Annotated in this window: 18 protein-coding genes and 1 tRNA gene; 7 read left to right on the top strand and 12 right to left on the bottom strand. The window is 72.3% G+C overall.

Going from position 1 to position 21932, the window contains the following annotated elements; genetic code table 11:
* Window positions 1-2: 2 nt before the first annotated feature.
* Window positions 3-1886, bottom strand: coding sequence for a putative bifunctional diguanylate cyclase/phosphodiesterase (locus ADL25_RS12065; protein ID WP_059127685.1), 1884 nt, complete (start codon window positions 1884-1886; stop codon window positions 3-5).
* A 463-nt stretch (window positions 1887-2349) separates the two neighbouring features.
* Between ADL25_RS12065 and ADL25_RS12060 the strand changes: the two genes are divergently transcribed.
* Window positions 2350-3729 carry a M6 family metalloprotease domain-containing protein gene (locus ADL25_RS12060; RefSeq protein WP_059127684.1) on the top strand — a complete coding sequence of 460 codons (1380 nt, stop codon included), beginning with the start codon at window positions 2350-2352 and terminating at the stop codon, window positions 3727-3729.
* Window positions 3730-4142: 413 nt separating this feature from the next.
* On the opposite strand, the gene ADL25_RS12055 is transcribed toward ADL25_RS12060, so the two are convergent.
* From ADL25_RS12055 to ADL25_RS12025, 7 genes are all read right to left on the bottom strand, one after another.
* A tRNA-Lys gene (locus ADL25_RS12055) sits at window positions 4143-4216 on the bottom strand.
* Window positions 4207-4833, bottom strand: coding sequence for a bifunctional DNA primase/polymerase (locus ADL25_RS12050; RefSeq protein ID WP_059127683.1), 627 nt, complete (start codon window positions 4831-4833; stop codon window positions 4207-4209). Before ADL25_RS12050 ends, ADL25_RS12055 begins: the two co-directional genes overlap by 10 nt.
* A gap of 151 nt (window positions 4834-4984) precedes the next feature.
* On the bottom strand, window positions 4985-5347 hold the full coding sequence (locus ADL25_RS12045; protein ID WP_059127682.1) for a hypothetical protein: 363 nt from the start codon (window positions 5345-5347) through the stop codon (window positions 4985-4987).
* A gap of 332 nt (window positions 5348-5679) precedes the next feature.
* Window positions 5680-7026, bottom strand: coding sequence for an AAA domain-containing protein (locus ADL25_RS12040; RefSeq protein ID WP_059127742.1), 1347 nt, complete (start codon window positions 7024-7026; stop codon window positions 5680-5682).
* 2 nt (window positions 7027-7028) lie between these two features.
* A complete protein-coding gene (locus ADL25_RS12035) occupies window positions 7029-8633 on the bottom strand; it encodes a hypothetical protein (protein WP_059127681.1) in 1605 nt (534 codons plus the stop codon).
* On the bottom strand, window positions 8624-9787 hold the full coding sequence (locus tag ADL25_RS12030) for a hypothetical protein (RefSeq protein ID WP_059127680.1): 1164 nt from the start codon (window positions 9785-9787) through the stop codon (window positions 8624-8626). The genes ADL25_RS12035 and ADL25_RS12030 overlap by 10 nt, the downstream gene beginning before the upstream one ends.
* Entirely contained in the window at window positions 9738-10691 is a 954-nt protein-coding gene (locus tag ADL25_RS12025) for a phosphatase PAP2 family protein (RefSeq protein ID WP_059127679.1), read from the bottom strand. Before ADL25_RS12025 ends, ADL25_RS12030 begins: the two co-directional genes overlap by 50 nt.
* Window positions 10692-10890: 199 nt before the next feature.
* Here ADL25_RS12025 and ADL25_RS12020 point away from each other — a divergent pair, with 199 nt between their 5' ends.
* On the top strand, window positions 10891-11487 hold the full coding sequence (locus ADL25_RS12020) for a histidine phosphatase family protein (protein WP_059127678.1): 597 nt from the start codon (window positions 10891-10893) through the stop codon (window positions 11485-11487).
* Between the two features lie 24 nt (window positions 11488-11511).
* Here the strand turns inward: ADL25_RS12020 and ADL25_RS12015 are convergent, their stop codons facing one another.
* Window positions 11512-12975 carry a hypothetical protein gene (locus ADL25_RS12015; protein WP_107116578.1) on the bottom strand — a complete coding sequence of 488 codons (1464 nt, stop codon included), beginning with the start codon at window positions 12973-12975 and terminating at the stop codon, window positions 11512-11514.
* A gap of 302 nt (window positions 12976-13277) precedes the next feature.
* Here ADL25_RS12015 and ADL25_RS12010 point away from each other — a divergent pair, with 302 nt between their 5' ends.
* Window positions 13278-13712: a hypothetical protein gene (locus ADL25_RS12010; RefSeq protein WP_234380879.1), complete on the top strand. Its 435-nt coding sequence runs from the start codon at window positions 13278-13280 to the stop codon at window positions 13710-13712.
* An 83-nt stretch (window positions 13713-13795) separates the two neighbouring features.
* On the top strand, window positions 13796-14662 hold the full coding sequence (locus ADL25_RS12005) for a spermidine synthase (protein WP_059127676.1): 867 nt from the start codon (window positions 13796-13798) through the stop codon (window positions 14660-14662).
* A gap of 16 nt (window positions 14663-14678) precedes the next feature.
* Here ADL25_RS12005 and ADL25_RS12000 read toward each other — a convergent pair whose 3' ends face one another.
* Complete coding sequence (locus tag ADL25_RS12000) at window positions 14679-15206, bottom strand: hypothetical protein (RefSeq protein ID WP_059127675.1); 528 nt, start codon at window positions 15204-15206, stop codon at window positions 14679-14681.
* Between the two features lie 165 nt (window positions 15207-15371).
* Here ADL25_RS12000 and ADL25_RS11995 point away from each other — a divergent pair, with 165 nt between their 5' ends.
* The 3 genes from ADL25_RS11995 (at window position 15372) to ADL25_RS11985 (ending at window position 19026) form a co-directional block, all read left to right on the top strand.
* Complete coding sequence (locus ADL25_RS11995) at window positions 15372-16076, top strand: response regulator transcription factor (protein ID WP_059127674.1); 705 nt, start codon at window positions 15372-15374, stop codon at window positions 16074-16076.
* On the top strand, window positions 16073-17464 hold the full coding sequence (locus ADL25_RS11990) for a sensor histidine kinase (RefSeq protein WP_059127673.1): 1392 nt from the start codon (window positions 16073-16075) through the stop codon (window positions 17462-17464). The genes ADL25_RS11995 and ADL25_RS11990 overlap by 4 nt, the downstream gene beginning before the upstream one ends.
* Before the next feature lie 110 nt (window positions 17465-17574).
* Entirely contained in the window at window positions 17575-19026 is a 1452-nt protein-coding gene (locus tag ADL25_RS11985; RefSeq protein WP_059127672.1) for a cellulose binding domain-containing protein, read from the top strand.
* A 74-nt stretch (window positions 19027-19100) separates the two neighbouring features.
* Here ADL25_RS11985 and ADL25_RS11980 read toward each other — a convergent pair whose 3' ends face one another.
* Both ADL25_RS11980 and ADL25_RS11975 read right to left on the bottom strand, forming a co-directional pair.
* Window positions 19101-20528: a GH1 family beta-glucosidase gene (locus ADL25_RS11980; RefSeq protein ID WP_059127671.1), complete on the bottom strand. Its 1428-nt coding sequence runs from the start codon at window positions 20526-20528 to the stop codon at window positions 19101-19103.
* Window positions 20529-20687: 159 nt separating this feature from the next.
* Window positions 20688-21731, bottom strand: coding sequence for a LacI family DNA-binding transcriptional regulator (locus ADL25_RS11975; protein ID WP_059127670.1), 1044 nt, complete (start codon window positions 21729-21731; stop codon window positions 20688-20690).
* Between the last annotated feature and the right edge of the window lie 201 nt (window positions 21732-21932).

The following is a 21932-nucleotide window of genomic DNA, read 5'->3' as shown; positions in this document are numbered from 1 at the left end:
GGTCATGAAGGGTGGCAGGCCTCCGGATCCACCAGCTCGGAGATGCGGTCCGGTGGCACCGGCCGGGAGTACAGCCAGCCCTGGCCGGTGTCGCAGCCGATCCGTCGCAGTCGGCTGGCCTGCGCGGAGGTCTCCACGCACTCGGCGGTGACGGTCAGGCCCAGCCGGTGCGCGAGCTGGATCATGGCCTCGACGATCACCTCGTCCGCGGGGTTGGGGTGCACGCCCGTGCCCTCGTACTGGAAACCGCGGACGAACGACCCGTCCAGCTTCAGCACCGACACCGGCAGCCGGCTGAGGTAGGCGAGGTTGGAGTACCCCGTCCCGAAGTCGTCGATGGCGATCCGCACCCCCATGTCGCTGAGCGCCTGGAGCGCCTGGAGCGGGCGGCCGGCCGAACCCATGACCGCGGACTCCGTGAGCTCCAACTGCAGCAGATGGGGGGCGAGTCCCGTCTCCGCGAGGGTTCCCGCCACATCGGCCACCAGGTCGGAGTCCCATACCTGACGTACCGCCACGTTCACACTGACGAAGATCGGTGGCTCGTCCGGGCGCTCCAACTGCCATCGGCGCGCCTGACGGCAGGCGGACTTGAGCGCCCAGCGTCCGAGCTGCACGATCGAGCCGTCCTCCTCGGCCAATCCGATGAACCGGTTCGGCGTGAGCGTGCCGAACTGCGGGTGATGCCAGCGCACCAGTGCCTCCACCCCGCGCACCCGTCCGTCCTCCATCCCGACGAGCGGCTGGTACTCCAGGGCGAACTCACCCCGCTCGATGGCCGGGCGCAGACCGGAGGACAGGGCCTGCCGGGTCATACGGTGTGCGTTGCGCTCGGGGTCGAAGAGGGTCCAGCGGCCCTTGCCGTCGGCCTTCGCCCAGTACAGCGTCGTGTCGGCGGCCTGCATCAGACCGGTCGCCGTCGTCCCGGCCGCGTGCCGCTCCACCACACCGATGGACGCCGAGACGGACAGGCGCTGCCCGGCCAGGTCGAACGGCGCCTGAAGCGCCTTGAGCACCGACTCCGCCAGCTCGGCGAGTTGGTCGGTGCCCGTCGAGTCCTCGACGAGAAGGGCGAACTCGTCGCCCCCCAGCCGCGCCACCAGGGGAGTGGCTGCCCGCGCGTAGCCCGCCTCGTCCGCGCACGCCGTCAGGCGCTCCGCGACGGCCGCGAGCAGCCGGTCCCCGACGCGATGCCCGAGGGTGTCGTTGATGGCCTTGAAGCCGTCGAGGTCCAGATAGCACAGCCCGACCCGGCCGGTGCCGCTCTCCTCGTACGATTCGACCTCCAGTGCGGCCGACAGACGTTCGAAGAACAACGTGCGGTTGGGCAGCCGTGTCACCGGATCGTGCATCTGCAAGTGCCGTAGCTGCGCCTGGAGTTCGCGGCGGGCGCCGATGTCGGCGACCGAGAGCAGTACCGCCTTCTCCGTCTCGGGCAGCGGGGTGACGGTCACCTGGACCCAGAGCGAGTGGCCGTCGGGATGTTTGAGCCGGCGCGTACAGCGCAGCCGTGCCTGGCGGCCGCGCAGCACCTCGCGGTACGCGTGCCAGGTGCGGGCGTCCGAGGACAGGTCCACCAGATCGGCGGCGGCCTTGCCGGCCAGGGCGCCCGTGCCGGTGGCGAGCAGCGATCCCATCGTCTCGTTGGCGGTGACGACCAGGCCCTCGCGGTCGACGAGCGCCATGGCGAGCGGGGCCGCGGTGAACGCCGCTCCCAGCGGGTGGGACCGGGAGGCGTGCGGCGCAGCGTCGGGGGCCGGTGGGATCGGATGGCCCCCCGGGAGGGACGACGGTTCGGGCGCACCGGACGTGGGGTCGTTACTTCCTGTGACGGCCGGGCCGACGAGGTCTGCCGCGGGCGTCGGCCCTTCGGAGGTTCCGCTCACCGCTCGCTCCCGCAGTGCACTCGTTCTTCGTACGGATCTCGTGTGTCTCGCCGGGGTCGACGGTCGCGTGACGGGCGACCGTGCGCGTCGTGTTCGTGCAGGGAAGTGTGCCGATCATAGAGCCCGGCCCGGAGGCCTTGCAGCCGCAGTCCGGTGCCCGGGAACGGGCGCACGCTCTGACAGATCGTTTCTGCCCGCGGCGGGCGCCGGTCTATCAGGCCGTCCGCGGTTGTGACGTTGCGTGAGTGGTGGGGGTGTCGGCCCCTGTCGGCCGCCCCCTCCGTTTCCCTGCGCCGTCGTGCGCTCCCGCGTCGCACTGCCCCTCCCTTGGCCGACGCGGTTTCTCTCTGCCCTTTCCCCCGTCTGAGGGGGTCTCACCCTTCCGGTGCAGACAAACAGGGCGTAGTACTACAAGTAGGACAAAGCTGGATGCGGAGCCCCTGAACCGCACCCGGAGGTCGACGTGCCGCGTCCGCTCCCCGCCAAGGGGCCAACCAGGTACGTCCCCAAGGCGCTCGTACGGGGCAGGACGCCCATGCTGCGCAGGACCGCGGCCATGGCGACGTCGATGGCGGCGCTGGTGGCGACCTCGCTCATCACCGGACCCTCACTGGTCGGACTGCCCACGGCACCCTGTGAACTCCCGCGCAGCGAGGCCCATCACTCGGAGGGCGTCGACACCTGGAACGCCGACTACACGCGGCCCACCCACCCGCTGGACGCCGTCCTGGTCTTCCTGTCGTTCCCGGACGCGACTCCGCTGACCACGCCCAGCGAGCTGACCAGCGACTACTTCCCGGCCACCAACCGCTTCTTCAAACGTGCCTCCTACGGCCGTTTCTCGGTGCGCCCGCATCCTCTGAGCCACTGGATCCGCATGCCCCGGCCCTCCGACTGGTACGCCATCGGGCGGGACTGGGACCCCGAGCACCGGTCCGCGTATCTGCACGACGCGGTCACCGTGGCGGACAAGGAGGTCGACTTCTCGAAGTACCAGATCGTGTACTTCGTGGCCGACCCGGACGCGCCCGGAGTCGACTCGGACGCCACGAAGGTGGTCAACCTCGACACCCCGATGCAGGCCGACGGCACGGACATCCGCCGGATGGTCACGGTCTTCGAGAAGCATCCGCCGGACCACCTGGTCCTCGCCCATGAGACGGGCCACGTCTTCGACCTGCCCGATCTCTACCACCGCCCCACCGACGGCAAGGGCGACTGGGACACGTACGTCGGCGACTGGGATCTCATGGGCAGCCAGTTCGGTCTGGCTCCCGATCTGTTCGCCTGGCACAAGTGGAAGCTGGGGTGGCTGGACCCGCGGCAGGTGGTGTGTGTGCGGGGTACGGTCACACGGCTGACGCTGGAACCGCTCGAGTCCAGCCCGACCGTGCCGCAGGTGCCGGTGCATGCGGACACGGGGCAGGACGGCGGGGCGACAGGTGCGGCGGGCAGCCCCGGGGAGCGGTTGCTCGGGCCCGGGGTGGAGGCCTTCGGTTCGGGACGCGGCACCAAACTGGCGGTCGTGCGGACGGGGTCGGACAGTGTGCTCGCCATCGAGGCACGCGGGGTACTGGGCAACGACACCGGGGTCTGCCTGCCGGGCGTCCTCGTCTACCGCGTCCACGGCGAGACGGAGTCGGGCAGTGGGCCGATCGAGGTCCTGGACGCCCATCCGCAGACCGCCGCCTGCTGGGGCAACTCCGTCTATCCGGCCCTCGCGGACGCCCCGATCCCGGTCGGCGAGAGCTTCACGGTGGCGGCCGGGGCGGTGAAGGTGAAAGTGGAGGTGGAGGACCGCACCCCAACCGGGGCATGGACGGTGAAGGTCACGAAGAAATGACTCCGGGCGCGGTCACCACGGATCGTCTGCTCGCGGTCGGTGGGCGGCCCCCCGGCACCCATAGGAGCCGACCCGCGCGGCGGGGTGTGGCTGCGGGGAGGGGCGGGGCTCGCCACCGCGGTTCGCTGTGGCCGGTCGGGGGGGCGGTGCGGTTCGTCCCGGAGACAGGGCTTGTGCCGGGGGGATGGGGCTGCGGTCCGCCGTGGCAGGTGCTCGGCGGCCACGGCCCCGGATCGGTAAGGCCTCCGGCTGCGCCCGGAGGCCCCAGGACGGCTGCGGACGCCGGTCCACCGGAGCCGAGCCGAAAGGGGGTGTGGGTGGCGAAGCCCCCACCACGTGCGGTGGCGCCGCGCAAAAACAACGATGGCGACCCCGTTCGCGCTTTCCGCGAACATGGATCGCCATCGCCATCGTGCGCCGCCAGGGACTCGAACCCCGGACCCGCTGATTAAGAGTCAGCTGCTCTAACCAACTGAGCTAGCGGCGCCTGCTGACGTCGTAGACCTTAGCATCCTGGTCGGTGGGAGGAAAAATCGATATCCGTACAGCCGCGGAGGCGGCCGTACGGGCCGCCCGGACGGCCGCCCACAGCACGACCTCCGGTCCGGGAAGCCATGGGTGACAGGTGTCGGGCGCGACCAGCCAGCGGGATTCGGGGCGTGTGGCGGCGGTGTCGGCGGGGCGGATCGCGGGCACGGTCACGGCGTCACCGGGACCGTGGCACAGCAGCGGCGGAATCGACTGGACCCGGCCGCCCCACTCCTCCCAGTCGAGCAGCGCGGGCAGCCGGCGTGCCGTGCCGGGCGCCGCGAAGAGCAGCATGCGCCCGCGGTGCTCGGCGACGGGCCCGGAGCCCGGGCCCTCGTCCCAGAGCCGGTCGAGCATGCGCCGCCCGAAGATCGCGGGCGCGTTGATGATGTCGAACGCGGTGCCGCAGGGCAGCACGACCGGGGCGGAGGGGCGATCCGCCCAGTGCGCGAGCATGCTGCGGGGACAGGCTCCCGCCGAGGCGAGCCAGATGGCTCCCTCCGAGGTGACGCCGGAGACGTCGAACCGGTCGGGGAGGTGTCGGCAGGGTTCGTCGGACGGCGCTCGACTGCTCATGACGCCCAGGTCTACCCGCAGTGAACGAACCGTCTCCGAGGGTTGCCGAAAACCGGGACAGGGTGGGGCGGGAAGGGGTATTGTGCCGCCCGGCATATGCCAAAAGATCATTCGGGTCGGCGGCCGGGACGGTTCCCCGCCGCCGCACCGCTCAGCCCAGGTTCTCGGGCCCGCTCGCCTCGACACCGCGCATCAGATCGCGGCCGAACTCCACCATCTTCTTGGCGTAGTCCTCGGTCCATTCCGCCTGTTCGGCGATCGCGGCGGGGGTCAGCCGGTCGAAGCGGCGTGGATCGGCGAGCTGGGCCGCGGCGACCGCCTGGAACTCCACCGCCCGGTCCGCGGCCGCGCGGAAGGCCTGAGCCAGTTCCGTGGCGCGCGCAAGCAGGGCCCGCGGGTCGTCGATCGACTCCAGGTCGAAGAAGTGCTCCGGGTCGGAGGCCGCCTCCGCCGGCTCGAAGAGCAGGGGCGCGGGGCGTAGCCGCGGCTCGTTCCGACGCGTGGGCTCCGCCATGTCTTCTCCTCCTCGTAGGGTCCGAGTGACGCCACCCGTCGGGTGGGCCACCGTCCATTGTCTCGCGGCGACGCAAGAGGGCCTCGAAGCGCGAGTACGCAGGATCGGGCGCCGACCGTGCCGCACGCCTCGCGCAGTCTCAAGGCCGCCCGCTCACGCGATGTTCCCGTCGAACGGAATTTTCCGGCTGCCGGGGCGTTTGCGCCGGTCGAGGACCTGCCGGCCGGCAGCCGGTGCCGCGGCCTCGGGGCGGGCGGCCGTTCACGTATCGCCCGGCCGTCCCGGTGTGCCGTTGGTCACCGGCCGTACGGCCGTACCGGTGGCCCCGCCCGTCAGGGACGCCAGGCCACACGGTGTTCCGCCAGATGGGTCAGCACCGCGTGGTTCGCCTCCCATCCGTCCGGGAACTTCACCGTCACCCCCAGCTGCACCGGTTCCGTCGACGGATGGTCGTCGAGCAGATCCGAGACCCCGGCCCGGCACACCACGATGCACGCATGGCGGTGGCGGGAGGCCAGCACGCACAGCCGCCCCGTCTCCAGGTGGAACGCCGTCGCGTCAGGACGGCCCGACAGGGGATGCAGCACCACCGTCACGTCGAACTCCCGGCCCTGGAGCCGGTTGGCCGTGTCCACCGTCACGTTCGTCACGCCGAGGTCCGTCAGCGCCGAGCGCACCGCCGCCGCCTGGTCCCGGTGCGCCGTGCCGACGGCGATCCGGTCGGCGGTCAGCGGCGCAGGATCCGTGGCCCGCTCGGAGACCGACGCCCCGCCCCGGTCCAGCAGACGCCGTACGACCAGGGCGACCGCCCGCACCGCCTCGGGATCCGTGCGCGGGGTGTACCGGGCGGGCAGCTCGAGCAGCCCCCAGCCCGACTCGGCCGCCTCGTCGATCACCCGGTCGGGTCCCGAACCGTCGGAGTCCACCCCGAAGGTGAGCCGCCGGTCCCCGTGCCCGGTACCGCTGCGGAACGGTGTGTACGGATAGAACGCGTCCGACACCAGGGGGGCCGCCGACGCCGGAAGCCGCCATGACACCGGCAGCCGGTGCTGCGGGAGCGTGGGGTTGTGGGCGAGGAGCGTGGTCACGGCGGACCCCGAGGGGTCGTACGACAGCCCGGCCCACTGTTCCGCGCCGACGATCGCGAACGGGTCCAGCTGCCCCGGATCACCGACGAACAGCGCCCGCTCGAACAGGCTCGCCACCGCCAGCAGCGCATCGGACCGCATCTGGTACGCCTCGTCGACGATCGCGTGCGGCCACGGCTCGACGTCCTTGACATGCGCCCACTTGGCGGCGGTGGAGATGACGACGTCCAGGCCGGCCAGATCGCCCGCCTTCGCCGACTTGCGGACGTGCGGCAGATCGTCGAGAGCTCTGTCGTAGGGGTCCGGGTCACTGCTGTGCAGCCGGCCGACCGGAAGCCCGGGGTCCTTCTCCGCCAGCCGCAGCACCAGGTCGTCCACCTGCGCGTTGGTCTGCGCGATGACCATCAACGGCCGTCCCGCGGCCGCGAGTTCCTGCGCGGCCCGGACCACGAGTGTGGACTTCCCGGCGCCCGGCGGCGAGTCGACGACGACACCGCGGTGCGCCCCGTGCAGCGTGTCGTGGAGGATCGCCTCCGTGGCCCGGGCGGCCGCGGCCCCCGGATCGAGGGCCCCGCCCGGCTGGGCGAACACGGTCACAGAACGTCCTCCTCGGTCACCGGATCCGGCCGTGGCACGGTGTCGGCCTCACCCGGAGGCCCGCCGTGCGTCCAGGGCGTCTCCTCGGGCTCGGGCAGCTTCGCCCCGCCGCGCTGCTCGTGCTCGAAGAGCGTGAAGCAGACGCGGTCGCCCTTCTCGGGCACGGTGCCCGCCTCCGGCTCCTTGCCGCGCCCCATCTTGTCCACGATCCGCAGGACCACGAGACCGTCGCCCTGGGCGAGCTCCTCGTGCCCGACGAACTCGGCGGCCTGGGGCTTGCCGGCCAGCGACCGGTACACCTTGGTGCGCTCCCCGAGATGGGGCCGGTCCTCGGTCCGTACGGTCAGCAGCGGGCGCGGGCTCGGCCGCTTGCCCTCGCTGTACGTCATCACGACGTCCGTGACCTCGCCCGCGAACGCCTCGCCCGACAACCGCCGCCCGGCCATGACAAGCGGGTCGTCGAGTGCCTCCTGGGCGTCGAGGCGGGCCTGTTCGCGCTCGCGCGCGGCGAGTTTGTTCGCCGCCGTGACCGCGTCGTCCCGGCGCGGCTGCGGTGGTTCGCCCGCGGCCACCCGGTCCCGGTGGCCGGTGAACGACCAGCGGTCACGCGTCCAGCGGTCGGCCACATGGCCGCCCTCCTCGAGCTCGCGCAGCAGGTCGAGTCCGCGCCACACCGCGTCCCAGATCGGACGCGTGCACCTCTCGACGAGCGCGCGGATCGAGTGCTCGGCGGCGGTGAGTTCACCGAAGCGGTCGTCCGCCTCGACACCGTCCTCGGCGGCGGCGAGCCGGGTCCGCACCTGGTCGTAGCGCTCGATGGCCGGGGCGAGCAGCTTGTTGTCGAAGGCCGGGTCGGTGGCCGGCCCGGAGGGTGGGCACAGCAACTGACCGCTTCCGTCCCGGGCCAGCTCGGCCCGCAGCGCCGCGTCCGCGCCCGATGTGCCCTCCGGCGGGTCGATCCAGGCCAGCAGTGCTCCCAGGTGCTGGTCCTCCAGATGGGACTGCCCGGTCGCCCAGTGCCGCGGCAGCAGATCGGTGACGGCGAGCAGCAGGGAGGATCCCGGGACCCGGGAGCGCTCCCCGAAGTGGGTGAACCACCGGCCCAGCAGAGGTACGCGGGTGGGTGCCGGGAACGGGGTCTCGGGGTCCTGCTCGGCGGTGCGGCGAAAACGCATGGAGCGGCCGAGGAGCCGGACGAAGTCGATGCCCGCGCGGCTCGGCACGATCAGCTGCGGCGCGTCCGCGCACAGGTCGACCTCGACCTTGACCCGCTTGCCGGTCTCGGGATCGGTCTCGGAGCGCTCGGCGGCCTCGACCGCCTCGGCGAACCCGTCGATGTACGGCAGGACGACGTCCGCGAGGTCGGCGAGGAACGCGAACCTCAGGTCGCGGTCGCGTGGTTGCGGCACCACGAGCAGCCGCGGCGCGTCCCGGTCGGTGCCGACGAGCGCTCCGAGCGGTGCTCCGGCCTCGCCCGCGGTGGTGAGCGGAACGAGCACGAGGGGCCGCTCGGACAGGTGTCGGTGCCGGACGGTGGCGAGGGCCTGGGCGCGGCCCGACCGGACGGCCTCGAGCCGGGCGAGGGTCGCGATCAGCGACATACGGGGTCCTCCCGGCCGGCGAGTGCCTCCGCCCGCAGTTCCGCCGCCCTGCGCAGCGCCGCCACCGCCGGGTCGTCCGGGTCGCCGGCCGTTCCGTGGGCGGCGGCCAGGACCTCGTCCACCGTGGTCAGCCCGCCCAGCTCGGCCCGCAGCGACCTTCCGAAGGAGGTGACCGCGCCCTCGGCGCGTGCATGGTCCCGGCAGTGGAAGGCCAGTTCGCACGCGGCCAGGCACTCGGGTGCATAGGTCGCAGGGACCGACTCCACCGCGGTGGTCAGCTCGTGCCGCGGGAGGTCGGGCGCGAAGCACGTGCCCTGCGGGAGGCCGTCGGCGATCTCCTCGATACGGACGAGACGGGTCAGCTGGCGCCGGGTGACCGCACGCTGCTTGCGGACGTCGAGCGCGGAGGCGGTCGGCAGATTGCTGAAGTCCTTCGGGCAGACCAGCAGGACCCGTTGGCGCACCGCGGGAGGTGCGCCGCCCTCGGTGCCGCGCCCTTCCGGCTCCGTGCCGAGGCGGGCGGCGACCTCCTCCAGAGCCAGCACGTACACCGCGGACTGGCGGGCGGCCGCTCCCACCTTCGCCGGGTCGGCCGACCCGTCCAGCATGGGGAAGGACTTGATCTCCACGACGGTCCAGCTGCCGTCCGGGTGCACCACCACGGCGTCCGGCTCGAGGAACGCGAGGGAGCCCGCCACGGGGAGGGCGAGCATGGGGTGGTCGAGCAGGGTCCAGCCGCCCTCCTGGACGGCCTCGCGCAACGCCAGCGCCGTCCGGGCCGTGCGCCCTTCGGGACCGGCGGCGGTGAGGTCGGGGACACGCGCCCCTTCGGGCGCGTCGGCGGCCGGGTCCAGCATCTCGTGCACCAGCCGCAGCAGCTCCGAGCCGCCGTCGGCCTTGACCCTGGCCTCGAACGCGTTGCCCCGCACGAAGGCGAACTGCGACTGACCGAACGCCGAGGGCGCTCCAAGTGCTCCCGCCAGCGCCGCCTTGTCCACCCCGGCCCCGTCCAGGAGCGCGCGGCGTCTGCACCCGGGGTTCGCGGCGAGTGCGGCGAGGGCGCGCGCGTCCAGCGGCTTGGGCGGTACGGAGGGGCCGCGCAGGTCAGCGAGCCGCTGCCGCAGCGCCGTCCCCCGCGTCCGCGGAAGAGGCACCCGGCTCGGCTCCCGGTCCGGAGCGGGAGATGCGCTGTCGGGGAATTCGCTCACCCGTCGAAGTCTGGCACCCGGCACTGACAATTGGGGAACCTGTGGCGCGCGGGGTGTCCGCCGCGGGCACGAACGGCCGCCGCAGCCGGGTGCGCACCACGTCCGCCGCACGCATCACCGACGGGGCCAGCAGGAAGCCGGCGCCCATGACGGCGACACCCGCGACCGCGTCGAGCGAGTAGTGGTTCGCGGTGCCCATCACCACGATCGCGGTCAGCAGCGGATAGGCGACGCCCGCCACCCTGGTCCAGCGCCTGCCGCCGAACCGCCACAGCATCACGCCGCACCACAGCGCCCAGCCGACGTGCAGGCTCGGCATCGCGGCGTACTGGTTCGTCATCCCGCCGAGCCCGCGCGGTGCGCTCGCGTCACCGGCCCACCAGCCGTAGGAGCTGTACTGGGCCATCGTGTCGACGAAGCCGTGGCCCGGGGAGAGAAGCCGGGGAGGGCAGGTCGGCAGCAGCGTGAAGCCGATCAGACCGATGAACGTGGACGTCATCAGCCAGGTGCGGGCCGCGCGGTAGTGCTCCTGGCGGCACCTGAACAGCCACACCAGGATCACCGGGGTCACCACGTAGTGCAGTGACGCGTACCAGAAGTCGGCAGGTATGCCGAGCCACGCCTCTCGGGTGAACAGACGGTTCAGCGGGTGCTCGGCGTTGATGCGCAGCAGCTTCTCCAGGCGCAGTATCGCCAGGCCGTGGTCGACGGCGGAGGAGACGTCGCCCCGGGCGAGCAGCCGGCCGGCGGAGTAGCACATGTACACCAGCAGGATCAGGGGCAGTTCGGTCCACCAGCGCAGCCGGGTCAGCGGGCTTCCCCCGATGCCTCGTGTCTCGGCCTGCGGCATACGATTCGCCCTCCCCGTTCTGCTCTGCTGCGGCTCCCGTTGCCCGGTCTGCCACCTTACGGCGTATGCGCCCCCTCTTGAGGGGCACCCCGGCGGACAAGACGCAGAGATCGCCCACCGGGTTGCCCGGGGGCGGGGTGAGCGATGATGGTGTGACGTCCTTGTTGACTTCTGATGGATTCATCCCGAAAGGTCGCTCATGGCACCGCGCATCCTGCTGGCCCGGCACGGACAGACGGAGTGGTCGCTGTCCGGCAAGCACACCGGTAGGACCGACGTGCCGCTCCTGGAGGAGGGCAAGCGGGGTGCCGAGCTGCTGGGCCGGCGCCTGCACCGGGCGCCGTTCGACGGGCTGGACGGTGTCGAGGTGCGCACGAGTCCGCTGGCACGCGCGCGTGAGACGTGCGAGATCGCCGGTTTCGGCGAGCGGGCGAGCACTTGGGACACGTTGCTGGAGTGGGACTACGGCGCGTACGAGGGCCTGACGCCGGCCGAGATCCAGGAGGTCCGGCCGGGCTGGCTCATCTGGCGCGACGGGGTGCCCGAGGGGGAGACCCTGGCCGAGGTCGGCGCGCGGGCGGACGAGGTCGTCGCCTGGGCCCGCGCGGCGGATCGCGACGTGCTGGTCTTCGCGCACGGGCACATCCTGCGCTCCATAGGGGCGCGGTGGCTCGGGCTGCCGCTGGAGTTCGCGGCCCGCATCCGTCTCAACCCCACCTCCCTGTCGGTCCTCGGGTGGGCCTACGGGGAGCCGGCGATCGAGTCCTGGAACGACTGCGGTCACCTCATGGCATGACCGCGGTCCCCGCGCGGGCACGGCTCAGGCCGTGCGCGGCAGGGACGCGTGGCGGTCCAGGAACGCCGACACGCCCGCTGCCCGGCGGTGCGGCAGCAGGACCCGCGCCGTGCCCGCCAGCATCGTCTGGATCCGGGACGACTGGACCTGGTCCAGGAGGTCCAGGACGCGCAGCCCGGCCTCGGCCGCCTCGTCGGGGCGGCCGCCGCGGGCCAGGTCGTCGGCGAGCTCCGCGGCGTACAGGGCGATGTTCCGGGAGAAGTGCGGGTCCTGGAGATGGGCGGCGCGCCGGGCGTGCCGGGCGGCGCGCGGCCAGTCGCCCAGGGCCGACCAGCACTGCGCCTCCAGGCCCTCCAGTTCGGCCTCGCCGTAGAACGTCATCCACTCCGGGTCGGCCTCCGACGGCCCGCGTTCGAACAGGGCCTGCGCCCGGGCCAGCGCCTGTTCGCAGCCCGCCCGGTCGGTGAGCCCCGCCCAGCCGCCCGCCTCGCGCAGCGCGAGCAGCGACATCAGGCGCTGGGAGCCCAGTGGGCGCGCGGCGCGCTGGGCCGCCTGCGCCGCCCGTACCGCCTCGCGGGGCCGGCCGGCGTCACGGGCGAGGAACGCGGTGTTGCAGAACGCGTGCGCCTCGAGGGCCGGGTCCCCGGACATCCGGGCCGTGGCCAGTGCCTCCGCGTAGTGCGAGCGGGCGTCGTCGAACCGCCCGGAGTCGTGTGCCAACCATCCGACCGAGATGGCCAGTTCGCCTGCGCCCACATACAGCCGGTCGGTGACCGACTGCCGGGTCGTGCCCGCGTCGAGCAGCGCGTAGGCGGTGCGCAACGGGGCCGCCGCACGGCGGTACAGGCCGTCCGCACCGTGCCGGTCGTCGAGCAGTCTGATCTTCCGTACGGCCTCCTCGAGTGCGCTCGCCTCGGACGAGCCCGCGCGATGGACGGGGCGTTGGGCGGCCGCTGCCGCACCGCCGAAGGTGAGCCCGAAAGGGCCGGGGGATGCGGTCGCCACCGTGACGGTGCCGCCGGTCATGAATGCGCGACGCAGCACGTCGCTCTCCTCGTGGTTCTGTTCGCCGTACGCGTGTCCGTCGTACGACTCGTGCTTCTCGTAGGTGTCTGGCGTCTCATACGTCTCGAAGGCCTCGCGTGTCTCACATGAGGCGAACGGACGGCGGATGGTGTTGACGGGGGGCGCCTCATGGGTGGTTCGCGCCCCCCGGCCGCGCACCGCGGAGCGGGGTGCGAACCCCAGGTCCGTGAGAGTGCGTCCGGGGAACATATGGAGGAACACCCGTTCGTAGGCGTAGTTGGGACAACGGATCTCGCCGGCCTCCACACGTCCGATGTACCGGGCGTCACAGCTGACCCGCTCGCCGATCTCCCGTGCGGCGCGTCGTACCGCCGCGGCGAACTCGCCCGGTGAGCGCTGCCCGCGCAGCTGCCGGAAGGCGAGGTTCGGCCGTGGTGGCCGGGGGTGCTGGGACGAGGTCATGGTCGGGCTCCTTCGTGCGAACCGTCGAACCATGCCGGATTCGGGACGACTTGCCCGCGTGGTGCAAGTTGTTCCCTGCGTCCGGCGGTGCACGAACGTACCCGTCCCGCGAGAGTCGTCACGCGAGGTTTGCCTACAAACCGGATATCTCATGCGCGATCTGCCATGAACTGCCATCCTTTGCGGCGGCGTTGTGCCCGTTGCCGTTGACGTTCCGGAGCGTTTAACCCGATGGACCGGGAGCCCCCCGAACTCCCGACCCAACTCACGCGTCGAGGAGGGGTTCCGCCATGGAGGCCGGGATGCAGAGCACGCAGAGCACCGATTTCCGTACGTCGCAGTCGACCGCGCGGCACATGCCGACCCGGGAGTGCAGCGCACCGCCGCAGCAGGCCCCGGACCTCGTGACCGTGCCGACCCGGCAAGGACTGGAGGCCGTCGACATCCTGCGTCGAGGCGCGGGCGACTGCGTCGGGCCCGTCATCCACGACGACGGCTGCGACACCCTGGGTTTCCTGGTCCCTCCCGGCACCGCGGACGCCTGGGACGTCCCCGGCAGCACCTGCACGCAGACCCAGGGGCGCGGGGTCGGTCAGGCCGCTCCGGTCCCTCCCGTCGAGGGCACGGGCTGGCTTCTGCCTCCGGGTGACGTGGAACTGGCCACGGACCCCACCGTGCTCCGCGAGGCCCTCGGGGAAGCGGCGCGCATGCTCGAGGCCGCCGACAACTGTCGGTGAGTGCGCGCTGACGGTTCGCGTCGGCCGGGCTCCCCGCGCACCGCCGGTGGGCCCGCCATCGCCGTCCCCTCGATAATGGCTGAATGGGCAGGTCACGGAACGCGCGGCGCGGGCAGGCCGCAGAGGCCGTCGTCGAGACGGTCGAGGGCGGGCTCGCGCAGTTGATACCCGACCGGGAACGGGTGCGCGCATGGACCCTCCTCATCGACGGCGCACCTCAGTCGCACGTCGACCTCGACGACCCGTCGTACCTCGCGTTCGAATACCAGCGCCGCCTCGGTCATGTCATCGACCTGGCTGCACCACCCGGCCGTCCGGTGCACGCCGTGCACCTCGGCGGCGGTGCCTTCACCCTCGCCCGCTACACCGCCGCCACCCGGCCCCGCTCCACCCAGCAGGTCGTCGAGCGCGACGGTGCGCTCGTCCAACTCGTGCGGCGCGTCCTCCCCCTGGACCCGAACGCCCGTATACGGGTGCGCTCCACGGATGCCCGCGAAGGGCTCGGCAAGGTTCCGGACGGCTGGGCGGACCTGGTCATCGTGGATGTGTTCAGCGGGGCGCGCACGCCCGCGCACCTGACGTCGGTCGAGTTCCTCACCGATGTGCGCAGGGTGCTGAACGACGGCGGTCAGTACGCGGCCAACCTCGCCGACGGGCCACCGCTCGCCCATCTGCGCGGCCAGATCTCCACCGCCGCGGCCGTCTTCCCCGAACTCGCCCTGATCGCCGACCCCGCCGTACTGCGTGGCAAGCGCTTCGGGAACGCGGTCCTCGTGGCCTCGGCCCATCCGCTTCCGGTCGCCGAACTGACCCGCCGGGCCGCCTCGGACCCCCACCCGGCACGTGTCGAGCACGGCAGGGCGCTCACCGACTTCACCGGAGGCGCCGCGGCGGTCACGGACGCGGCGGCCGTGGCATCACCCGCGCCGCCGCCGTCGGTCTTCCGCTGATCCGGGCACCCGCCCCTCAGTAGTTGCCGATCTCCACGTGCGGCGGACCGTCGTGCCAGGTGCAGAACACCGACACCCTGTTCACGCCCGAGGCGAACTCGACCCGGATCCAGGACTCGGTCTTCCACACCTGCATCGACCAACCGGGCCCCGGCGTGGCCGACACCAACGACGCCGATGTGCTGCCCAGGTCGAAGACCGCGCGCCCACCGTCGGTGTCGTAACTCTTCACCCGGCCGTACCCGGAGGGGGACGAGGTCGTCGTGGAAGTGGGACTCGGACGCGCGCCGGCCGTCTTCACCGGGGTGGGCGCCGGGCCCGAGGCGGGCCCGCGGCTCGTGCGCGGGGACGGCTCGGGGCGCTTTGTCGACGACGCCGCCGGCTTCGCGCGCTGCGTGGTCGCGCCGCCCGCCGTGATGGGCAGGGCGCGTGGCGGATCGTAGGCGGTCCCCGTCATCACCGTGTGGACGCCCCACCACGACAACGTGACCGCGGCGCCCGTGGCGACCGACCACGCCAGTACGTGTACGAGTCCTTTGACCATCCCCGCCATACTGCCCCACACGCCCCACCGGTGTCTCACGGGTCGCACACAGTTCCGGTCGTCCCTGCGGGAGCCCGCGAGCCGGTCCCGTTACCACGGTCGTCGCCCCGCCGGCTTCGCCCGACCGGGGGGATCGTCGTCCCCGTATGGCGTACGGTGCCGCCCATGGCACGTGTGCTCGTGGTCGAGGACGACCAGTTCGTACGCTCGGCGCTCATCAGGCACCTGACGGAGGCCGGGCACACCGTGCGCAGCGTCGGCACCGCACTGGAGGCGCTGCGCGAGGTCGCCCATCTTCCGTTCGACGTCGTGATCCTCGACCTCGGACTGCCCGACCTGGACGGGTCGGAGGCGCTGAAGATGCTGCGCGGCATCACGGACGTGCCGGTCATCATCGCCACCGCCCGCGACGACGAGGCGGAGATCGTCCGCCTGCTCAACGCGGGCGCCGACGACTACTTGACCAAACCCTTCTCGGTCGAGCACCTGTCCGCACGGATCGCGGCGGTCCTGCGCCGTACCCGCGCGGCCGCGGCCGAGGCCGCGCCGTCGTCCGTCATCCGGGTCGGCGGCCTCGCGATCGATCCGCTGCGCCGCCTCGCGGAACTGGACGGCGCACAACTCGACCTGACGCGCCGTGAGTTCGATCTGCTCGCCTTTCTTGCCGGCCGGCCCGGTGTCGTCGTGCCGCGCCGGGAGCTGCTCGCCGAGGTGTGGCAGCAGTCGTACGGGGACGACCAGACCATCGACGTCCATCTCTCATGGCTGCGGCGGAAGTTGGGTGAGACGGCGGCGAAGCCGCGTTATCTGCACACGCTGCGGGGAGTGGGCGTGAAGCTGGAACCACCGAGGACGGAGCCGTTGTCGTGAGGTGGGCGCTGATCAAGGTCTGCGTGGCGGTGACCACCATGGTCGTGGTGGCCTTCGCGGTCCCGCTCGGGCTCGTCATCAAGGAGATGGCACGCGACCGCGCCTTCTCGAACGCGGAGCGGGAGGCCGCGGCGATCGCGCCCGCCCTGTCCATCACCACCGACCGCGACCAGTTGGAGAAGGTGGTCGCCTCGGCGGGTCCCGGCGACGCGATGGCCGTGCACATCCCGGCGGGCGACGGCACGAAGGCCATCGACATCGGGCCCGGTCGCGCGCCCGCCAGGGACATTGAGACCACGCGCCGGCTGGGCCGGGCGTCCATGGCGGAGGTCACGGGCGGCTCGGCACTCCTCCAGCCCACCGCGCTGAGCTCCGGCGACATCGCCGTCGTCGAGGTGTACGTCCCCGAGTCCGAGGTGTCGAACGGCGTCGCCACGGCCTGGGCGGTGCTCGCCGCGGTCGGCGTCGCCCTCGTCGTCGGCTCGGTGGCGGTCGCCGACCGGCTCGGAGTGCGGATGGTGCAGCCCGCCCAGCGCCTGGTCGAGGGCGCACACGAGCTGGGGGAGGGGAGACTCGCGGCACGGGTGCCGGAGGAGGGACCCACCGAACTGCGGCTCGCGGCCGTCGCGTTCAACTCGATGGCCGACCAGGTCGTCCAACTGCTGGCCAACGAGCGGGAGCTGGCGGCCGATCTCTCCCATCGTCTGCGCACCCCGCTGACGGTGCTGCGGCTGAACGCGGCCTCGCTCGGCGAGGGCCCGGCCGCCGAGCAGACGCGGGCGGCGGTGGCGCAACTCGAGCGCGAGGTCGACACGATCATTCGTACGGCACGGGAGGCCAAGCCGCAGACCGCGGCGGCGGGTCCGGGCGCCGGGTGCGACGCGGCCGAAGTGGTGCGCGAGCGGATGGAGTTCTGGTCGGCCCTCGCCGAGGACGAGGGCCGCAAGTGGCGGGTGGCCGGGGTCGACCGGCCCGTGCGCACACCCGTGGCCCGGGCGGACCTCGCGGCCGCGCTCGACGCGCTGCTCGGGAACGTCTTCCGGCACACGCCGGAGGGCACGGCGTTCGCAGTCGACGTGCACAACGGCGAGGACGCGGTGATCGTGCTGGTGTCCGACGCGGGGCCCGGCATCCTGGACCCGGAGGCGGCGATGGCCCGGGGCCGTGGCTCGGGCAGTGCCGGATCCACCGGCCTCGGCCTGGACATCGTGCGGCGGCTCGCCGAGTCGACCGGCGGCGACGTGCGGATCGGCTCGTCCGTGCTGGGCGGCACGGAGGTGCGCATCTGGTTCCAGCTCGACGGGCGGGCGCCGGTGCGGCGCGGGCACCGAGTGCGCCGCAGACGCGCATTGGTCTCTACCTTTAACCGGCCCCGATCCCTTCCTTAAGCGCACCCTAAGATCCCCGGACGCCGTCCGGATGATCTGATTTGCGCGATTCCGGATCGCTAGCGTGCTCCCGCATCCCACCCCCCGTGAGCAGCGAAGGCAGGCACGCGATGAGCAGTACGCACCGGCGCAGGGTCAGCGGCAGGAACAAGGTGATCGGCGGGGTCGTCGCCGCCTCCGTCGTGGGCGGCGCAGCACTTCTGGTCACCGGCACCGCGCACGCCGCCGGAGTCGGTGCCGTCTACACCAGGACCAGCGACTGGTCCACGGGGTACACCGCGCAGTACGTCGTCTCGAACGACGGCGACCGGACCAAGGACGACTGGACGCTCCGGTTCGACCTGCCGGCCGGTGCGAAGCTCAGCTCGCTGTGGAACGGGACGTCGACGGTCAGCGGGCAGCATGTCACCGTGAAGCCGCCGTCCTGGGACAAGGACGGGCTGGCGGCCGGCGAAACCGCGACCGTCGGCTTCGTCGTGACCGGCTCAGGGAACCCGACAGGCTGCCTGATCGACGGCGCCAGGTGCTCCGCCGACGACGGAGCGACGCCTGAGCCCAGCGGGCGTCCGACACAGTCGCCGACCCCCACCGCGACCCCCACCCCCACCGCCACGGCGACCGGCACGCCGTCTCCCACCGCCTCCGGGACCCCCGGCTCCGGGACGAGCACGAGCGCCGGCTTCGCACCGTACGTGGACACCTCCCTCTACCCGGCCTTCGACCTGATCGCCTCCGCCGACGCGACCGGCGTGAAGGACTACAACCTGGCCTTCGTCACCGACGGCGGCGGCTGCACCCCCAAGTGGGGAGGTGTCACGGCCATCGGCAGCGACGCGGTGGCCGCGCAGATCGGCGCCCTGCGAGCCAAGGGCGGCGACGTCCGTGTCTCCTTCGGCGGCGCCTCCGGAGCGGAACTGGCGACGGGCTGCTCCTCGGCGGACGCGCTCGCGGCGGCGTACGGGAAGGTCGTGGACGCGTACAAGCTCACCAAGGTCGACTTCGACGTGGAGGGCGGCGCGCTGCCGAACACGGCCGCCAACACCCGCCGAGCCCAGGCCATCACCAAGCTCCAGCAGCAGCACCCGGGCCTGGACGTCTCGTTCACCCTCCCCGTCATGCCGGAGGGCCTGACCCAGGACGGCGTGAACCTCGTGGCGGACGCGAGGACCAACGGCGTGAAGATCTCCACCGTGAACATCATGGCGATGGACTACGGAGCCGCGTACGGCGGTGACATGGGCACCTACGCCACCCAGGCCGCCACCGCCACCCAGGCCCAGCTCAAGAGCGTGCTGGGACTCCCCGACGGTGCGGCCTGGAAGGCGGTCGCGGTCACCCCGATGATCGGCGTCAACGACGTGTCGTCGGAGATCTTCAAGGTCGACGACGCCGCCCAGCTGGCGGACTTCGCCCGGTCCAAGGGTCTCGGCGGGCTGTCGATGTGGTCGGCCACGCGGGACAGGCAGTGCGACGGCGGCGCCAAGCCCACGGCCGACCCGACGTGCAGCTCGGTCGTCCAGGACAGGTTCGCCTTCTCGAAGGCGTTCGCCGCCTTCAAGTAGGGCTCGGCGCACCGGACCGGATCCCGGACCGCCGGGGACGCGGCGCCTCCCTCCCGCGCCGCGTCCCCGGCCGGTCAGACCTGCGGAGGCGGCAGCTTTCCGGTGCGGGCCGCCAGGGAGTACCAGTGCGCGCTCGACTTCGGCTGCCGGGCAAGCGTCGCGTAGTCCACGTAGACCACCCCGAACCGCTTGCTGTAGCCGTGCGCCCACTCGAAGTTGTCCAGCAGGGACCACAGGTAGTAGCCACGCACATTGGCGCCGTCCGCGATGGCACGGCGGATCTCCGACAGATGGCTGTGCAGGTACGCGATCCGCTCCGGGTCGTGCACGCGCCCGTCCGGGTCGGGCTTGTCGTCGTAGGCCGCGCCGTTCTCCGTCACGTAGAGCGGCAGGCCAGGCACCTCGCGGCTGTACCGCATGATCAGCTCGTGCAGGCCGGCCGGGTCGATCGTCCAGCCCATCTCCGTGCGCTCACCGGGACTCTGATGGAAGGCCACGTCCTCCGCGCCCGGCCAGGGTGTGCCCGCGGCCCTGCCGCGACCGCCCGGCCGCGGACGGCCCGCTGCCGTCTGCGACGCGGCCGACACGAGAGTCGGGGTGTAGTAGTTGAGGCCCAGCGCGTCCAGCGGCTGGTTGATCGTCGCCAGATCGCCGTCGTGGACGTAGGACCAGTCCGTGAGCGACGACGTCGCCGTGAGCAGGGACTGAGGGTAGGCCCCGTGCAGCATGGGGCCGTGGAAGACGCCGTTGGCCAGGTCGTCTATCTTCCGCCCCGCCGCCAGGTCCGCCGGATCCTGCGACACCGTCCGCACCGGGCACGAGTTGAGGCTCACCGCCACGGTGTTGCGGGCCGGCATCACGGACCGGAGCGCGGACGCACCGAGGCCATGGGCCAGGTTCAGATGGTGGGCCGCCCGCAGTGACGCCGCGGCGTCGGTGCGGCCCGGAGCGTGCACCCCGGCGCCGTAACCCAGGAACGCGCTGCACCAGGGCTCGTTGAGAGTGATCCACTGCTCGACGCGGTCGCCCAGCGCCTCACCCACCAGCTGGGCGTACTCGGCGAACCGGAAGGCGGTCTCACGCTGCGGCCAGCCGCCCGCGTTCTCCAGGTCCTGCGGCAGATCCCAGTGGTAGAGCGTGATGGTCGGCCTGATGCCGTGCGCGAGCAGTTCGTCGACGAGGCGGCGGTAGAAGTCCAGACCCCGCTGGACCACCGGGCCCCGGCCGGTCGGCTGCACCCGCGACCACGAGACCGAGAAGCGATAGGCGCCCAGGCCCAGTTCGGCCATGAGCGCGACGTCGTCACGGTAGCGGTGGTAGTGGTCGACGGCTATGTCACCGGTCTCGCCGCCGACCGTCTTGCCCGGTGTGTGGCTGAAGGTGTCCCAGATGGAGGGCGTGCGGCCGATCTCCCGCACCGCGCCCTCGATCTGGTACGCCGATGTGGCGGCACCCCAGAGGAAGGCGCGGGGAAACGTCACCTGCGGCGCGGACACGGTCATCGTGGGGGCTCTCCTGGGTCGGCTGGCCCCATTGTGCATGGGAGCGCTCCCATACGGAAGGGGGTGCGCGGCGGAAAGTCCGTGCGGGGCGGGCGTCCGCCATCGGTGCCGCGCTGCGGTCGGGTCCCGCCTCGGGGCCCGCCGGGTGGGCGGCGCGTCTCAGGCGGACTTCCGGACCACCAGTTCCGTCGGCAGGACGACCTCCCGGTGGCCCTTGCCCCGCTGGGCGATCTCCTCAAGCAGGAGGCGCGCCATGGTGCGGCCCATCTCCTCGATCGGCTGGCGCACGCTGGTCAGCGGGGGATCGGTGTGCCGGGCCACGATCGAGTCGTCGAAGCCGATGACGGCGACGTCGTCGGGCACCCGGCGCCCCGCCGCACGCAGTTCGAGCACGGCACCCGAGGCCGTCACGTCGGAGGCGGCGAAGACGGCGTCGAGGTGGGGGCGCCGGCGCAGCAGCTCGCGCATGGCCGCTCTTCCGCCCTCCTCCGTGAAGTCGCCGACCGCGATCAACTCCTCGTCGACGGTGATGCCCGCCGTCTGCAGGGCCTCGCGGTAGCCGTCCAGACGGGCCCGGGCGACGTCCATGTCCAACGGTCCGGTGATGGTGGCGATGGTCCGCCGGTCTCCCTCCAGCAGATGCCGGACCGCGGCCCGGGCGCCGCCTCCGTTGTCCGCGCGGACGTGTCCCAGGGGCTCCGGATGGCCGCGGCGTCCCGCCAGCACGGTCGGAATCGCCAATTCGTCCAGCAGGTCCGGAAGCGTGTCGTCGCGGTGCACGGCCACCATCAGCACGCCGTCCACCCGCTGCTCGGTCAGGTATGTCGCAAGCCGCGCTCGCTCGCTCTCGTCGCGCACCAGCACCAGCAGCAACTGCATCCCGGCGCCCGAGAGCCCGGAGGACACGCCCCGGATGATCGCCGAGAAGTACGGCTCGGAGAAGAGCCGGGTCTCGGACTCGGGGACGACCAGGGCGACCGAGTCCGTACGGCGCGTGACCAGGGAACGGGCGGCGCGGTTGGGAACGTAGCCGAGTTCGGCGATCGCCTGCTCCACCGCCGCCCTGGAGTGGGCGCTCACCTTGGGGGAGCCGTTGATCACCCGGGACACCGTGCCGCGGCCGACGCCGGCGCGAGCGGCCACGGCGTCCAGCGTCGGGCGCCGGGCGCGGGCGGCCTCAGGCGGCTGTGCGGCAGAACTCATTGTTCACCTTCCGGCGTTCTGTAAGGGGTGCTTCATTGTGACCCGGAATTTTCGCTGAACGCTTCCACGGGCAGGCCGGCCCTGCGCCTGCATGCCTGCATTCCGCGCGTGACCTGCGCCGATTCCCCAACAGTACGGCGAGCACCTCGGCATTGAACGGCCTGCGGCGCGACACGTTCACGTGACGTACAGGACACGCTC

The organism is Streptomyces sp. NRRL F-5122 (genome assembly GCF_001507435.1).
GTDB classification, from domain to species: Bacteria; Actinomycetota; Actinomycetes; order Streptomycetales; family Streptomycetaceae; genus Streptomyces; species Streptomyces lannensis.
Note: the sequence above shows the minus strand (reverse complement) of the source record. Positions and strands in the feature narration are given on the sequence as shown.

Excerpts from the sequence above, each read along its gene's own strand:
- ADL25_RS12050 (WP_059127683.1), bottom strand. The coding sequence starts at position 4,833 with ATGAGCAGTCGAGCGCCGTCCGACGAACCCTGCCGACACCTCCCCGAC.
- ADL25_RS12045 (WP_059127682.1), bottom strand. The coding sequence starts at position 5,347 with ATGGCGGAGCCCACGCGTCGGAACGAGCCGCGGCTACGCCCCGCGCCC.
- ADL25_RS12035 (WP_059127681.1), bottom strand. The coding sequence starts at position 8,633 with ATGTCGCTGATCGCGACCCTCGCCCGGCTCGAGGCCGTCCGGTCGGGC.
- ADL25_RS12025 (WP_059127679.1), bottom strand. The coding sequence starts at position 10,691 with ATGCCGCAGGCCGAGACACGAGGCATCGGGGGAAGCCCGCTGACCCGG.
- ADL25_RS12020 (WP_059127678.1), top strand. The coding sequence starts at position 10,891 with ATGGCACCGCGCATCCTGCTGGCCCGGCACGGACAGACGGAGTGGTCG.
- ADL25_RS12015 (WP_107116578.1), bottom strand. The coding sequence starts at position 12,975 with ATGACCTCGTCCCAGCACCCCCGGCCACCACGGCCGAACCTCGCCTTC.
- ADL25_RS12010 (WP_234380879.1), top strand. The coding sequence starts at position 13,278 with ATGCAGAGCACGCAGAGCACCGATTTCCGTACGTCGCAGTCGACCGCG.
- ADL25_RS12005 (WP_059127676.1), top strand. The coding sequence starts at position 13,796 with ATGGGCAGGTCACGGAACGCGCGGCGCGGGCAGGCCGCAGAGGCCGTC.
- ADL25_RS12000 (WP_059127675.1), bottom strand. The coding sequence starts at position 15,206 with ATGGTCAAAGGACTCGTACACGTACTGGCGTGGTCGGTCGCCACGGGC.
- ADL25_RS11995 (WP_059127674.1), top strand. The coding sequence starts at position 15,372 with ATGGCACGTGTGCTCGTGGTCGAGGACGACCAGTTCGTACGCTCGGCG.
- ADL25_RS11985 (WP_059127672.1), top strand. The coding sequence starts at position 17,575 with ATGAGCAGTACGCACCGGCGCAGGGTCAGCGGCAGGAACAAGGTGATC.
- ADL25_RS11980 (WP_059127671.1), bottom strand. The coding sequence starts at position 20,528 with ATGACCGTGTCCGCGCCGCAGGTGACGTTTCCCCGCGCCTTCCTCTGG.
- ADL25_RS11975 (WP_059127670.1), bottom strand. The coding sequence starts at position 21,731 with ATGAGTTCTGCCGCACAGCCGCCTGAGGCCGCCCGCGCCCGGCGCCCG.